Origin of the sequence: Microbacterium sp. ISL-59 (assembly GCF_018613945.1) — a bacterium.
Taxonomy (GTDB): domain Bacteria; phylum Actinomycetota; class Actinomycetes; order Actinomycetales; family Microbacteriaceae; genus Microbacterium; species Microbacterium oxydans_B.
In genome coordinates this window covers 234,113-247,759 of record NZ_JAGGPG010000005.1, presented here as the reverse complement: position 1 = coordinate 247,759, position 13,647 = coordinate 234,113, and the positions used below count along the sequence as shown (strand labels likewise).

The window sequence follows — 13,647 nt, the reverse complement described above, 5'->3', positions numbered from 1 at the left end:
TAAACCACAGCACTTCGGCGTCTCGTCGATCGACTTCCGATTTCCGTCAGATAACTTTTGACGAAGGTCTAGCAAAAGTCTGCAGGTCTGTGTCAGAATCGCCGCATGACAACGGATGTCACTGACACCGGTCTCGGAACGATCCGAGCCGGCATCCTCGGCGGAGGATTCATGGCCCGCGTGCATCGCACCGCGGCCCGCGACGCCGGCGGCGAACTGCGCGCCGTCGCCACCCGCTCTCGCGAAGGAAGCCGCGATGCCGCACTGGCGCTCGGCGCCGGTCGAGCCGAGAGCGATGCGGCCGGTCTGCTGGAAGCGGGGGACATCGACGTCGTGCACATCTGCACGCCGAACGCCACGCACGCCGAACTGGCGCTCCAGGCTCTGAACGCCGGCAAGCACGTCGTATGCGAGAAGCCGCTCGCGACGACGGCCCCGGACGCGAGGGTTCTCGCCGAGACGGCCGAGGCCCGCGGGCTGGTGGCGGCCGTGCCGTTCATCTACCGCTATCACCCGATGGTGCGCGAGGCCAGGGCACGGATCGCCCGCGGCGAGGCCGGCGACCTGCTCACCCTCGACTGCTCTTATCTGCAGGACTGGATGCTGTTGTCGAGCGACGACGACTGGCGGGTGCGCTCCGAGTCCGGCGGTGCATCCCGCGCCTTCGCCGACATCGGATCCCACCTGTGCGACCTGATCGAGTTCGTGATCGGTGAGCGGATCCACGCGCTGAGCGCCCGCACCCGTCGGGTCTTCTCGGAGCGCTCGGGGCAGTCGGTCGATACGGAGGACATCGTCGCGGTGCTCGTCGAGACCGAGTCGGGCGCCCTCGGCACGCTGCTCATCTCGCAGATGGCCGCCGGCCGCAAGAACGCCCTCACCCTCGAGTTGCACGGCTCGCGGCAGAGCCTGCGCTTCGAGCAGGAGCGCCCCGAGGAGCTGTGGATCGGCATGCGCGAGGAGTCCCGGCTGCTGCTGCGCGACCCCGCCACCGCCGACCCGGATTCCGCGCGGCTGCAGCGGGTTCCGGCAGGACACCCGATGGGGTACCAGGATGCCTTCAACAGCTTCATCGCCGACGTCTATGCGGCGATCGCCGGTGCGGAACCCGATGGGCTCCCGACTTTCGCCGACGGATACCGCTCGGCCGTGCTCACGGAGGCCGTGCTCGCCTCGGCGGCAGACGGCGGACGATGGGTGGAGGTGACGGCATGATCACGACCACGACCGAGCCCGTGCTGCAGGTGGCTGGCATCCGCAAGTCGTTCTTCGGCGTCGAGGTTCTCAAGAGCATCGAATTCGACGTGCGGCCCGGCGAGGTGCACGGTCTCGTCGGCGAGAACGGCGCGGGCAAGTCCACGCTGATGAAGATCATCGCCGGCGTGCAGCCGGCCGATGAGGGCACGATTTCCTACCGCGGCGAAGAGGTGCACCACGCGCACCCGCGCCAGGCGATGGATGCCGGCATCGTCACGGTCTTCCAGGAGTTCACCCTGCTGCCGGAGCGCACGGTGGCGCAGAACGTCTACCTCGGCCGCGAGCCGCGTCGGCGGGGATTCGTCGACCAGCGGGCCATGAACTCGCGGACCGCCGACCTGCTGACCGACCTCGGGGTGTCCTTCATCGAGCCGACCGCGCGCGTGGGTTCGCTCACGGTCGCCGAGCAGCAGATCGTCGAGATCGTCAAGGCGCTCTCCTTCGATGCTCAGGTCATCTCGATGGACGAGCCGACCGCCGCCCTCAGCGACCGCGAGGTCGAGCTGCTCTACGCGATCATCCGCCGGCTCACCTCCCGCGGCGTCGCCGTGATCTACGTCTCGCACCGGTTGAAGGAGATCTTCGACCTGTGCGATCGCATCACGATCCTCAAGGACGGCGCGCTCGTCTCGACCGACGAGACCGCCGCCCTGACCACGGATGAGCTCGTGCGGCGCATGGTCGGCCGCTCCATCCAGTCGTACTTCCCGGATGCGGTCGAGGGCACGACGGTCGGGAACGCGCGGCTCGAACTCGACGGCTGCGGCAACGCCTACGTCGACGGGGTTTCCCTCACGCTCCGCGCCGGGGAGATCGTCGGCATCGCCGGGCTGCAGGGTTCCGGACGCACCGAGTTGGTGGAAGGGGTGTTCGGCATCCAGGCCTTCACCCGCGGATCGATGCGCATCGACGGGGCGCCCGTGCGGATCGGCACCGCCCGCGCCGCCGTCCGTGCCGGCCTCGCCCTCGTCTCCGAGGACCGCAAGGCGCAGGGCCTCGCCCTCGGGCAGTCCGTCCTCGACAACGCGCTCCTGGTCGTCCGCAGCGTCTTCGCCGGTCGCACCGCCGCATCCCGGCGCGAGGTACCCGGCATCCTGAGCTCGCTCGAGGTCAGCTCGCGGGGCCTGGATCAGGAGGTGCGCTTCCTCTCCGGCGGCAACCAGCAGAAGGTGGTGCTGGCCAAGTGGCTGCTCACCCAGCCGCAGATCGTGCTCTTCGACGAGCCCACCCGCGGTATCGACGTCGGCGCCAAGTACGCCGTCTATGAGCTGATGCGCGAGCTCGCAGCGCAAGGGAGGGCCGTGCTGATGGTGTCGAGCGAACTGCCGGAGGTGATCGGCATGAGCGACCGGATCCTGGTCATGCACGACGGCGAACTCGTCGCCGAACTGCCGGCGGGCTCCGCCGAGCACGAGATCCTCGGGGCCGCGACCGGCGCCGCCCATCCGGGCACCCTCGATCCCGGCACCGCGACGGACGGAGGTGCGCGATGAAGCGTCTGAAGATCGATTCCACGGTCATCGTGCTCGGCATCCTGCTCCTGGTGCTCGTCATCGGCGCGATCCTGGTCGGCACGGTGGGACGTAACTTCCTCAGCGCCGGCAACATCCGCGACATCCTGACCGGCATGAGCGTGCTCGGCCTCGTCGCGATCGGGCAGACGCTCGTGGTGCTCGGCGCCTCTCTCGACCTCTCTGTCACCTACGTGATCAGCCTGTCGAGTCTGCTGGCGGCCACGATGATGAACGACAACGCGGCGAACATCCCGGTGGCCGTGATCGTCACGCTGCTCGTGTGCGCCGGCGTGGGTCTCGTGAACGGGCTCATCGTCACGGTGCTCAAGGTCAACGGCTTCATCGCCACACTCGGCGTCGGACTCATCCTGCAGGGCATCCTCAACACGAACTTCGAGGGATCCGCGGGGAAGGTGCCCTGGGCGTTCCAGCTCATCGGCGCCACCGGCGTCGGACCCATCCCGGTCTCCACGCTCATCATGATCGTGCTGGCCGTCGTGATCTGGGTGCTCCTCAACCGCACCCGCACCGGCGCCCACCTCTACGCCGTCGGCGGCGATCCCGAGATCGCCCGGCTCTCCGGCGTGCGCACACGGATGCCGCTCATCTGGGCGCACGTGCTCTGTTCGGTGTTCGCAGGGCTCGCGGGTCTGCTGCTCGCCAGCCGCCTCGGCGTCGGCAGCCCGACCGTCGGGCAGCAGGGCGGCTATGCGCTGCTCTCGATCGCAGCGGTCGTGCTCGGCGGAACGCTGCTGCTCGGCGGACGCGGCTCCGTCTGGGGAACGATCGGTGGCGTGGCGATCCTCGCGGTCGTCGACAACGTCATGAGCGTCATGCAGGTCAACCCGTTCCTCAAGGACGTCGTCCGCGGCGTCGTCATCGTCGCCGCGGTAGCCGTGTACAGCCGCCGGTCGATCATCCGCCGCCGTCCGCGCTTCGGCGCCGGAGGCACCCGCACCGGTGGGGACGATGCCGCGAAGGCGGCGGCGCCCGAGATGGCCGCCGCCGCGTCGCAGCTCGCCGACGTCACCACTGTCACCGCATCCGATATCGGCACCGCCACGGAAGGAGGACGCTCATGAACGCGCTGCGCACTCTCGTGAGTCCCCGTGGGGCCGTGTTCCTGCTGCTGGTGCTGCTGCTGGTGGCCGTCACGATCCTCAACCCGAGCTTCGCCGAGCCCGGTCAGTTCATGCGCTTCATCCAGCGGGTGGCGCCCATCGCGATCGTCGCGATCGGGCAGTACTTCGTGATCATCGCGGGGGAGTTCGACCTCTCGCAGGGCTCGCTCATCACGGCGCAGGTGATCATCGCCGGCAACCTGGTCGGTCAGGACGACGCCCGCACGGTGCCGGTCCTGCTGCTCATGATCGTCTTCGCGGTGGCCGTCGGGCTCGTGAACGGGGTGATCACGACACTGTTGAAGGTGCCGTCGTTCATCGTCACGCTCGGCATGATGCTCGCCCTCCTGGGTGGAGTGATGTGGTGGACCGGGGGAGCGGCCACCGGGAACCCGGCCGACAGCTTCCGCGAGATCGGGCGCGGCGGCATCCGCGACGTGCCGTTCCTCGAGTTCATCCCCTGGGCGGTGCTGCTGCTCATCCTGTGGTTGGGACTCGGCATCTGGATCACCAAGCGCCCGCTGGGCAAGACGCTGATCGCGGTCGGCGACAACGCCGGTGCGGTCGACTACGCCGGAGCCCGCCGCGCCTGGGTGACGACGCGAGCGTTCGTCATCTCGTCGCTCTCCGCGTCCCTGTCGGCCGTGCTCCTCGTCGGATACGCCGGCGTGCATCCCTCGGTCGGCCGCGGATACGAGTTCACGGCGATCACCGCCGTGGTGCTCGGAGGCGTGGTGCTGGGCGGTGGCCGAGGGTGGATCGTCGGCGCGGTCGCCGGTGCCTTCGCCCTCGAGGCCCTGTTCATGCTGCTGAACATCGCGGGCATCCCCTCGACACTGCGCGATGCCGTGCAGGGCGTCATCATCATCGCCGCGGTCGCCTACTCCGCCGTCGCCTTCCGGGCGCGGCGCAAGCGCGGCCCGCTGCCCTCAGACATCCCTCCCGAAGAACCCAGGATCCCTGAAGCAACCAGAATCCCTGAAACCACCAGCACCATCAACACAGAAACCAGAGGAGATTAGCAATGCGACGATCGATGAAGATCGCCACCGCAGGGGTGGCTCTCTTCGGCCTCATCGCGCTCGCCGGGTGTACGACCGACCCGTCCGTGGCGCCGGCGGAGTCGGAGAACCCCGAGGAGACGGCAGAGACGACAGAGTGGTTCGACCAGGAGCTCTTCGACAAGCAGGACGAGGAGCGCGGCGTCACCCCTCAGGGGCCGGAGGACGAGCCCTACCTGCAGCACATCAACGCCGAGATGGTCGACACGGCGGAGTTCGCGAGCGAAGGGGCCAAGAAGGCCTGCTTCGCCAACGCGTCGATCTCCAACCCGTGGCGTCAGACCGGCTGGATCACGATGAACGAGCAGCTGAAGTCGCTGCAGGATGCGGGCGCCATCAGCGAGATGGAGACCCGCGACGCGCAGGACTCCGATGACACGCAGATCGCGGACATCGACTACTTCATCGCTGAGGGCGAATGCGACGTCTTCCTCATCTCGCCGAACAGCACGGCGGCCATGACTCCGGCCGTCGAGCGGGCCTGCGAGACGGGCAAGCCGGTCGTCGTGTTCGACCGCGGCGTGAACACCGACTGCCCGGTCACGTTCATCCACCCGATCGGCGGCTTCGCCTGGGGCATCGACACCGCCGAGTTCCTCATCGACAACCTCGAAGAGGGCGACAAGGTCGTGGCACTGCGCATCCTCCCGGGTGTCGACGTGCTTGAGCACCGCTGGGCCGCCGCCGAGAAGCTCTTCGACGAGGCCGGCATCGAGGCCGTGGATCACTTCACGGGTGCCGACCCCGCCGAGATCAAGAGCATCATCAGCGACGAGCTCGCCAAGGGCGACGTGCACGGCATCTGGATGGATGCCGGTGACGGCGCCGTCGCGGCCATCGAGGCGTTCGAGGACGCCGGAGCGGACTACCCGGTCATGACCGGTGAGGACGAGATGAGCTTCCTGCGCAAGTGGAAGGACACGGGTCTCACGGGCCTCGCGCCGGTGTACTCCAACTTCCAGTGGCGCACTCCGCTGCTCGCGGCGCAGATGATCTTCGCCGGCGAAGAGGTTCCGAAGGAATGGGTCCTCCCGCAGAAGCCGATCACGGAGCCCGAGCTCGACGACTACCTGAAGGCCAACGAGGGCATGCCCGACGGCCACTACGCCAAGTTCGGCGGGGAGAACCTCCCCGGCTACCCGACGGTGTGGCAGCAGCGTCAGATCCCGTAACCGAAATCCGCTCCCGCCCTTCCGCTCCGCACCCGCGGGGTGGGAGGGTGGGAGCGCTTCACGATCACAAGGACAACGATGCCCCGCACGATCGCCGTCAACACCTGGGTGTGGACGTCTCCGCTGACCGACGCGACGCTCGAGCCGCTCGCCCGCAAGGCTCGGCAACTCGGTTACGACGCGTTGGAGCTGCCGCTCGAGAGCGTCGGCGACTGGGACCCCGTGCGCACCCGCGACCTGCTCGATTCGCTCGGGCTCGGCGCGATCGTTGTCGGAGCCATGGGGCCTGGACGCTCTCTGATCGCCCGTGCCGGCGATGTCGCCGCGACCCAGACGTACCTGCGGGCCTGCATCGCGGCGGCGCAGACGCTCGGGGCCGGAGTCGTGGCCGGCCCCTTCTACGCGCCGACCGGCGTGACCTGGCGGATGGATGCCGACGAGCGGGCGGCGGTCGTGGGGGAGCTGCGGGAGAACCTCGCGCCACTCGTGGCCGAGGCCGCCGAGGCGGGCATCACCCTCGCGATCGAGCCGCTGAACCGCTACGAGACGAGCCTGCTCAACACGGTCGAGCAGAGCCTCGACGCTCTCGGCCCGCTGCTCGGTGCCGGTCTCGGACTCGCGCTCGACACGTATCACCTCAACATCGAAGAGAAGAAGCCCGACGAGGCGATCCGGGCCGCCGGTGCCGCGATCGCCCACGTGCAGGTGTGCGGGAGCGACCGTGGGGCCGTCGGCGACGACCACACCGATTGGCCGGGGATCCTCGCGGCCCTCGACGACGCCGGCTATCGCGGCCCGCTGGGGCTGGAGAGCTTCACGGGGGAGAACGCCACGATCGCGGTCGCGGCCTCGGTGTGGCGCCCGCTCGCCCCGAGTCAGGACGAACTCGCCGCGCGCAGCATCGCTGCCCTGCGCGCTTTCGATACGAACCGAGCCCTCGATACGAACCCCGCCGTCGATACGAAGGAGTATCCATGAGCACGCATCCGGTCACGCTGTTCACCGGGCAATGGGCGGACCTGCCGTTCGAAGAGGTCGCCCGCCTCGCAGCCGAGTGGGGGTACGACGGGCTCGAGGTCGCCGCGTCCGGTGATCATCTCGACCTGCGGCGTGCCGACGAAGACGACGCCTACGTGGCCTCGCGCCGGGAGATCCTCGACCGGCACGGCCTCAAGATCTTCGCGATCTCGAACCATCTCGCCGGTCAAGCCGTGTGCGATGCGCCGATCGACTTCCGGCACCAGGCGATCCTGCGCGAGTACGTGTGGGGTGACGGTGAGGCGGAGGGCGTGCGGCAGCGGGCTGCCGAAGACATGAAGCGGGCGGCCCGCGTCGCGCGCAAGCTCGACATCGACACCGTGGTCGGGTTCACCGGCTCCTCGATCTGGCCGTATCTGGCGATGTTCCCGCCGGTGCCGGCATCCGTCATCGAGGGTGGGTTCGAGGACTTCGCCGCCCGATGGAACCCGATCCTCGACGTGTTCGATGCGGAGGGAGTGCGGTTCGCGCACGAGGTGCATCCGGGCGAGATCGCCTACGACTACTGGTCGTCGGTGCGCGCGCTGGAGGCGATCGACCACCGCGAGGCGTTCGGGTTCAACTGGGATCCGTCGCACATGATGTGGCAGAACATCGACCCGGTCGGATTCATCGTGGACTTCGCGGACCGGATCTACCATGTGGACTGCAAGGACACCCGGATGCGGCCGCACAACGGCCGAGCCGGTGTGCTCGGCTCGCACCTGCCGTGGGGTGATCCGCGGCGCGGCTGGGACTTCGTCTCGACGGGGCACGGGGATGTGCCGTGGGAGGACTCGTTCCGCGCCCTCGACGCGATCGGCTACTCCGGCCCCATCTCGATCGAGTGGGAGGACGCGGGGATGGACCGTCTGCACGGTGCCCCCGAGGCCCTGGCGTACGTGCGCTCGCTGCTGTGGCCGAAGCCTGAAGCATCGTTCGACGCCGCGTTCAGCAATCAGTGACCACCCCGACAGGAGCCCCATGCCGATCCAGCACACCGTCGTCTTCCGCCTGATCCATCCGGTCGGTTCCGCGGAGGAACAGGAGTTCCTGGCGACCGGCCACGCCGTGCTCACGTCGATCCCCGGGGTCGAGGACTTCACGATCCGTCGCCAGGTCAGCGCGAAGAGCGATCTCACGCACCAGTTCTCGATGGTGTTCGCCGACCAGAGTGTCTACGACGCCTATGACGCCCATCCCGCGCACCGGGCGTTCGTCGCGGAGCGGTGGGTGCCCGAGGTCGCCGAGTTCCAGGAGTACGACTTCGTGGACTGAGTCTCCCGATCAGCCCGTGAGCTCGCGCAGGCGCACGAGGCGCTCGTGCCCGGTCTCTTCGAGTTCCGCGATGTCGTCGCGTGACTTGAGGAAGTCGGAGAACGAGCGGTAGCCGAGAGCCTTCTCACTGAATGAGGGGTCCATGCGGCGCATGTGCGTCTTCACGGCGGAGCTGTGCAGCCACTCGTCGGCATCGGCCTTGTCGTGGCCGAGACGCAGGGCGCGCTCGAGCAACTGTGTCGCTTCGCCCTGCTCGTCGAGCTTGGGCTCCTCGACCTTGGCCGCGGCCGCCTTCGACCTCGCGCGGCGCGGGGCCTTGGCCTTTGGCGCGTCGGCCGCGTCGGGCACCGTCTCCGGCGCGGGCTCGGCGATGGCCTCGGCCTTCGCGGCTGCGACGACGGGAGCGGCCTTGGCCGGACGCACGACACCGGGCAGCGAGTCGTACGACTCGAACTCGTCGCAGGCTGCGGCGAGCGACTTGGCCGTCGAGCCGGACACGCCGACGCCGATCACGTAGCGCCCGAGACGCTTGCAGCGCTGGGCAAGCGGCACGTAGTCGCTGTCGCCGGCCACGATCACGACGTGCGTGAGGTCGGGCAGGCGGAACATGTCTTCGACGGCATCCACGGCGAGGCGGATGTCGGCGCCGTTCTTGGCGTAGGCCGCGGCGGGGAACAGCTGCACGAGGTCGACGGCGCGGGCCACGAGCTGCGAGCGGTACACGGCGTTCACGGGGGAGGACCAGTCGGCGTAGGCGCGCGTCAGCACGAGCGTGCCGAAGGACGCGGCGTAGTCGATGATGGCGCCGACCTCGATCATGGCGCGGCTGAGACGCTCGACGACGTCGGGGTCGTTCGGGTTCTCGGTGATCCGCTGCCGGTCCTTGCCGTAGGCGTTGCGCCCGTGCACCCGGTCGTACCAGGAGATGACGATGTTGTCGAAGTCGAGGTAGACGGCGACGCGGGCATCGGTGGTCTCGGCCATGATCAGGCCTCCTCACGGGGGTAGCGGACGCCGATCTGCGCCCTGATCTCATCGAGCGTGCCCATGATGGCGACGCTCTCGGCGATCGGAAGGATGTCGCCCTCGAGGATGCCGTCGCGCACCAGGCGCTCGGCGGCGAGGGCCTGGAACTGCATGCCGCGGCCGTCGACCTCGGAGACGTACTCCTCCTGCACCGTGCCGTCCGGGAGGGTGACCCGGAACGTGGTGGGGGTGTACCAGACCCGGTCGATGTCGATCCGCGCCTGGGTGCCGATGATGCTGGCCGCGTTCGGCCCGGATGCCCGCGAGGAGGAGAGCGTGGTCGAGATCGCACCGCCGTCGTGCGTCATGACAGTGGCGACCTCGGAGTCGGCGCCGGTCTCGATCAGGCGGCCGACGGCGCGGATGTCGGTCGGAGCGCCCAGCATGTCCCAGACGAAGGAGATCGGGTAGATGCCGAGGTCGAGGAGCGCGCCGCCGCCGAGCTCCAGGGCGTTGAGCCGGTGCGTGGGGTCGGTGGGCAGCAGCTGCGTGTGATCGGCGCTGACCGCACGGATCTCGCCGAGGGTGCCATCGGCGATGAGCTCGCGGATGCGGATCATGTGCGGCAGGTACCGCGTCCACATCGCCTCCATCACGAGGAGCCCCTTCTCGGCGGCGAGCGCCTGCAGGTCTTCGGCCTCGGCGCGGTTCAGCGTGAACGCCTTCTCGGCGAGCACGTGCTTGCCGTGCTCGAGCGCGAGCCGGGCGTTCTCGTGATGCATCGGATGCGGCGTGGAGACGTAGATGATGTCGACGTCGGGGTCGGACACCAGCGCCTCGTACGAGGGGTGCGCGTGCGCGATGTCGAAGCGAGCGGCGAACGCGTCGGCCGACTCCTGGGAACGTGACCCCACCGCCACGAGGTCGAGCCCCGCCGTGCGCAGATCGGATGCGAACGAGCCGGCGATACCGCCGGTAGCGAGGATTCCCCAACGAAGACCAGTCATGGTCTCAGCGTACGGGGTGGGGTGCACATGTCGGACTGTTACACCCCGAGACGTCCGGCGACGGCCGCCTGGTCGCGGGTGCGCGCCCGCTCCTACCGTGACGAGCATGACCGAACCCCTCATCATCGGCGCCATGGTGCGCACCCTGGGGGCCTACCCCTCGGGTTGGCGGCAGCCCGGCGCGCACCGCGATCCGGCCGCGGACGCCGCCCTCCTCCGGCACATCGCGCGCGAGGGGGAGGAGGCCGGACTCGACTACCTCTTCTTCGGCGACTGGCTCGCGACCGGCCCTGACCTGGAGTTCCGCGACCCGTATCTGCTGGCGCGCATCGACCCGGTGAGCGCGGTGCTGTTCCTCGCCGGGGTCACCTCGCGCATCGGCCTGATCGCCACGGTCAACACCACCTACGCCGATCCGTACACGACGGCGCGCTCGCTGGCCTCGCTCGACGTGCTCACGGGCGGACGTGCGGGCGTGAACCTCGTCACGGGCGCCGAGCCGCGTGCAGCGGGCAACCACGGCCGCGACGCGCACGCCGACAACGAGACGCGCTACGACCGCGCCGAGGAGTTCGTCGAGGCGCTCCGACGCCTCTGGGACTCGTGGGACGAAGACTCCTGGATCGCGGATGCCGTGCGCGGCGTGCTCATCGACCCGCAAGGGCTCCGCGCCGCCGACCTGCAGGGGTCGCAGGTGCGGGTCACCGGTCCGCTCAACGTCGCCCGCCCGCCGCAGGGGCAGATCCCGATCGTGCACGCCGGCACGTCGCCGCGGTCGCGCGCGCTCGCCGCGACCGAAGCCGACCTCGCCCTGACCGCCGCGCCGACGCTCGTCGACGCGATCGCCACGCGCCGGTTGCTGCGCGACATCGCGGCCGAAGCCGGGCGGTCTCCGGATGCGGTGAAGGTGATCGCCCCGGTGCTGCCGGTCGTCGCCGACACGGATGCCGACGCCCGCCGCATCGTCGAGCGCCTGCTCGCGCTGGTGCCGCTCGCCGAGGGACATCAGACGGCTCGCACCGCGTTCCCACCGAACCGCACGGTGGCCGCGCTCGCCGATGCGTTCGACGTCGCCGCAGACGACCCGCTGCGCGCGTCGGAGTTCGACCGCCCGGTCACGGCCGCCGAGGCGCAGCGGTTGGGGGAGCGCGGCTCCGCACTCATCGAGCGCCTCGCCGGCATCGCCGGACTGCGCGTCTCGGGAGCCGGGGTGACGACCGGCGATCCGCTCACCTGGCGGCACCTCGTGGCCGCCAACGCGGTGCCGGCGGCCTTCGTGGTCGGCGACGCCGGCACCATCGCGGACCACTTCGAGACCTGGCGCGACGAGGGGGCGGCCGACGGGTTCAACGTGCTGTCGGCCTTCCAGCCCGCCCAGTTCGAGGCGTTCACGCGGCAGGCCGCCCCCGAGCTGCGCCGCCGCGGGCTGCTGCGAGACGCGGCGGAGAGCGAGGGGGCGACCCTCCGCGACCGTCTGCGCATTTCCTCGTATGTCGACGCGTGACCACTCGTGTCGTCGCGCGACACCCGGTGTCCGCCGCCTCGCGGCACGGCCACTCCGATTCCTACCGTGAACACATCCCGACACCCGAAGCCCAGGAGACCCTCCGCATGAACCGCCGTCTCATCCGTGCCGCCGCCATCGCGGTCCCGCTCGTCCTCGCGGGCAGCCTCGCCGCCTGCGCCTCCTCGCCCGCTCCTGCCAACGCCCCCGCCGAGGGCGGCGCCCCCGTCACCGGCGGCACGCTCACCTACCTCGAGCACCAGGCGTACACGAACCTGTACCCGCCGCAGGCCGGCTTCTACCCGAACGGCGGCATCGTCAACAACATCGCCGCCCGCCTGACCTGGCAGAACCCGGAGACCCTCGAGATCGAGCCGTGGATCGCCTCGGACTGGACCGTGAACGCGGATGCCACCGAGTACACGTTCGACCTGAACCCCGACGTGACGTTCTCGGACGGCACGGTGCTCGATGCCGCGGCCGTCGCGAAGAACTTCGACACGTACGGCCTGGGCGATGCGGAGCGCGGCCTCACGGTCTCGGAGGCGATCAACAACTACGCCAGCAGCGAGGTCGTCGACGAGGACACCGTGACGTTCCGCTTCAGTGCGCCGTCGCCCGGGTTCCTGCAGGCCACCTCGACCATCAACTCGGGCCTGCTGTCGCCGGAGACGCTCGACGGCACGATCGAGGACTTCGGCGCGGGCAACGCAGCCGAGATCATCGGGTCCGGCCCCTTCACCGTCACCGACGAGAAGCTGGGCACCGAGTACACGCTCACCGCCCGTGACGACTACGAGTGGGGCCCCGACAGCGTCGACAACGCCGGCCGCCCCTACCTCGACGCCGTGCACGTGCTCATCACCCCCGAGGACTCGGTGCGCATCGGCTCGCTGCTCGCGGGCCAGGCCGACTACGTCCGCTACGTGCAGGCGTTCGACGAGGACCGCGTCGAAGGCGCCGGCTTCACGCTCTACGCCCCGCAGACCCGCGGCGTGAACAACTCGATCGCTCTGCGCCCCGAGAACCCGCTGCTGGGCGACATCCGTGTGCGCCAGGCGCTCGTCGCCGCCGTGGACGCGAAGGAGGTCGTCGACACGCTCTTCACCGAGAACTACCCGGTGGCGACGTCGGTGCTCTCCTCGCAGGCCGTCGGCTACAAGGACGAGTCCGCGCACTACGCCTACGACCCCGACAAGGCCGAGGAGCTGCTCGACGAGGCGGGCTGGGAGCCCGGCTCCGACGGCATCCGCGAGAAGGACGGCGAGCGCCTGTCGATCACCGTCTACGAGGCCAAGCCGCAGCCGCTGTCGAAGCAGACGCTCGAGCTCGTCGCGCAGCAGCTGGCGAAGGTCGGTGTGGAGCTCTCGGTCAAGCCCGGCGACGCCGGCAGCGCGGCCGAAGACACCCGCGATCCGCTGAAGACCGGCTTCTACCACTCGATGGTCGGACGGGCGGACCTCGACGTCATCAAGAGCCAGTACTTCACGAAGAACCGTGACGTGCTGATCTCGAAGGACGCGAAGCTCGACGAGCTGCTGCTCGCCGTGGCCTCCGAGCCCGACGCTGACAAGCGCATCGCCGCCTCGCAGGCCGTGCAGGACTACATCGCCGAGCAGGCCTACGTGATCCCGCTGTTCGAGGAGCCGCAGGTGTACGGCACCGCCACCTACGTGCAGGGCGTCGCCTTCGAGTCGGTGGGGCGTCCGACGTTCTCCGGCGTCTGGCTCGCCGAGCACTGAGAGCGCCG

12 protein-coding genes are annotated in these 13,647 nt (G+C 69.4%); 10 read left to right on the top strand and 2 right to left on the bottom strand.

The features are described from left to right. Positions 1 to 105 precede the first annotated feature (105 nt). The 8 genes from J7E45_RS17470 to J7E45_RS17435 all read left to right on the top strand — a co-directional run bounded on the left by J7E45_RS17470 (position 106) and on the right by J7E45_RS17435 (position 8,420). Positions 106 to 1,215: a Gfo/Idh/MocA family protein gene (locus tag J7E45_RS17470; protein WP_105710965.1), complete on the top strand. Its 1,110-nt coding sequence runs from the start codon at positions 106 to 108 to the stop codon at positions 1,213 to 1,215. Further along, positions 1,212 to 2,750 (top strand): sugar ABC transporter ATP-binding protein, encoded by a 1,539-nt coding sequence (locus J7E45_RS17465; RefSeq protein ID WP_215071019.1) that lies wholly within the window; start codon positions 1,212 to 1,214, stop codon positions 2,748 to 2,750. The genes J7E45_RS17470 and J7E45_RS17465 overlap by 4 nt, the downstream gene beginning before the upstream one ends. Then, positions 2,747 to 3,853 (top strand): ABC transporter permease, encoded by a 1,107-nt coding sequence (locus J7E45_RS17460; RefSeq protein ID WP_081859863.1) that lies wholly within the window; start codon positions 2,747 to 2,749, stop codon positions 3,851 to 3,853. The genes J7E45_RS17465 and J7E45_RS17460 overlap by 4 nt, the downstream gene beginning before the upstream one ends. Continuing rightward, positions 3,850 to 4,914: an ABC transporter permease gene (locus J7E45_RS17455; protein ID WP_251054561.1), complete on the top strand. Its 1,065-nt coding sequence runs from the start codon at positions 3,850 to 3,852 to the stop codon at positions 4,912 to 4,914. The genes J7E45_RS17460 and J7E45_RS17455 overlap by 4 nt, the downstream gene beginning before the upstream one ends. Positions 4,915 to 4,916: 2 nt before the next feature. Beyond that, positions 4,917 to 6,125, top strand: coding sequence for a substrate-binding domain-containing protein (locus J7E45_RS17450; RefSeq protein ID WP_029262663.1), 1,209 nt, complete (start codon positions 4,917 to 4,919; stop codon positions 6,123 to 6,125). Positions 6,126 to 6,203: 78 nt separating this feature from the next. Next, the gene (locus J7E45_RS17445) at positions 6,204 to 7,103 is read left to right on the top strand and encodes a sugar phosphate isomerase/epimerase family protein (protein ID WP_215071016.1); all 900 of its coding nucleotides are present in this window, start codon (positions 6,204 to 6,206) and stop codon (positions 7,101 to 7,103) included. After that, complete coding sequence (locus tag J7E45_RS17440) at positions 7,100 to 8,107, top strand: sugar phosphate isomerase/epimerase (RefSeq protein WP_029262661.1); 1,008 nt, start codon at positions 7,100 to 7,102, stop codon at positions 8,105 to 8,107. Before J7E45_RS17445 ends, J7E45_RS17440 begins: the two co-directional genes overlap by 4 nt. Before the next feature lie 19 nt (positions 8,108 to 8,126). Continuing rightward, positions 8,127 to 8,420 (top strand): Dabb family protein, encoded by a 294-nt coding sequence (locus J7E45_RS17435; RefSeq protein WP_215071014.1) that lies wholly within the window; start codon positions 8,127 to 8,129, stop codon positions 8,418 to 8,420. Between the two features lie 9 nt (positions 8,421 to 8,429). On the opposite strand, the gene J7E45_RS17430 is transcribed toward J7E45_RS17435, so the two are convergent. Then, the gene (locus J7E45_RS17430) at positions 8,430 to 9,404 is read right to left on the bottom strand and encodes an NYN domain-containing protein (protein ID WP_215071012.1); all 975 of its coding nucleotides are present in this window, start codon (positions 9,402 to 9,404) and stop codon (positions 8,430 to 8,432) included. Positions 9,405 to 9,406: 2 nt separating this feature from the next. Then, positions 9,407 to 10,393 (bottom strand): Gfo/Idh/MocA family protein, encoded by a 987-nt coding sequence (locus tag J7E45_RS17425; RefSeq protein WP_215071010.1) that lies wholly within the window; start codon positions 10,391 to 10,393, stop codon positions 9,407 to 9,409. A gap of 106 nt (positions 10,394 to 10,499) precedes the next feature. Between J7E45_RS17425 and J7E45_RS17420 the strand changes: the two genes are divergently transcribed. Together J7E45_RS17420 and J7E45_RS17415 are read left to right on the top strand one after the other, a co-directional pair. After that, positions 10,500 to 11,897: an NtaA/DmoA family FMN-dependent monooxygenase gene (locus J7E45_RS17420; RefSeq protein WP_215071008.1), complete on the top strand. Its 1,398-nt coding sequence runs from the start codon at positions 10,500 to 10,502 to the stop codon at positions 11,895 to 11,897. Between the two features lie 107 nt (positions 11,898 to 12,004). Further along, positions 12,005 to 13,639: a TIGR04028 family ABC transporter substrate-binding protein gene (locus J7E45_RS17415; RefSeq protein WP_215071105.1), complete on the top strand. Its 1,635-nt coding sequence runs from the start codon at positions 12,005 to 12,007 to the stop codon at positions 13,637 to 13,639. The last annotated feature ends 8 nt before the right edge of the window (positions 13,640 to 13,647 follow it).

What these genes read in the sequence shown, in the direction of transcription:
- J7E45_RS17415 (WP_215071105.1), top strand. Translation starts at nt 12,005, where the DNA reads ATGAACCGCCGTCTCATCCGTGCCGCCGCCATCGCGGTCCCGCTCGTC.
- J7E45_RS17470 (WP_105710965.1), top strand. Translation starts at nt 106, where the DNA reads ATGACAACGGATGTCACTGACACCGGTCTCGGAACGATCCGAGCCGGC.
- J7E45_RS17435 (WP_215071014.1), top strand. Translation starts at nt 8,127, where the DNA reads ATGCCGATCCAGCACACCGTCGTCTTCCGCCTGATCCATCCGGTCGGT.
- J7E45_RS17455 (WP_251054561.1), top strand. Translation starts at nt 3,850, where the DNA reads ATGAACGCGCTGCGCACTCTCGTGAGTCCCCGTGGGGCCGTGTTCCTG.
- J7E45_RS17450 (WP_029262663.1), top strand. Translation starts at nt 4,917, where the DNA reads ATGCGACGATCGATGAAGATCGCCACCGCAGGGGTGGCTCTCTTCGGC.
- J7E45_RS17465 (WP_215071019.1), top strand. Translation starts at nt 1,212, where the DNA reads ATGATCACGACCACGACCGAGCCCGTGCTGCAGGTGGCTGGCATCCGC.
- J7E45_RS17440 (WP_029262661.1), top strand. Translation starts at nt 7,100, where the DNA reads ATGAGCACGCATCCGGTCACGCTGTTCACCGGGCAATGGGCGGACCTG.
- J7E45_RS17425 (WP_215071010.1), bottom strand. Translation starts at nt 10,393, where the DNA reads ATGACTGGTCTTCGTTGGGGAATCCTCGCTACCGGCGGTATCGCCGGC.
- J7E45_RS17445 (WP_215071016.1), top strand. Translation starts at nt 6,204, where the DNA reads ATGCCCCGCACGATCGCCGTCAACACCTGGGTGTGGACGTCTCCGCTG.
- J7E45_RS17420 (WP_215071008.1), top strand. Translation starts at nt 10,500, where the DNA reads ATGACCGAACCCCTCATCATCGGCGCCATGGTGCGCACCCTGGGGGCC.
- J7E45_RS17460 (WP_081859863.1), top strand. Translation starts at nt 2,747, where the DNA reads ATGAAGCGTCTGAAGATCGATTCCACGGTCATCGTGCTCGGCATCCTG.
- J7E45_RS17430 (WP_215071012.1), bottom strand. Translation starts at nt 9,404, where the DNA reads ATGGCCGAGACCACCGATGCCCGCGTCGCCGTCTACCTCGACTTCGAC.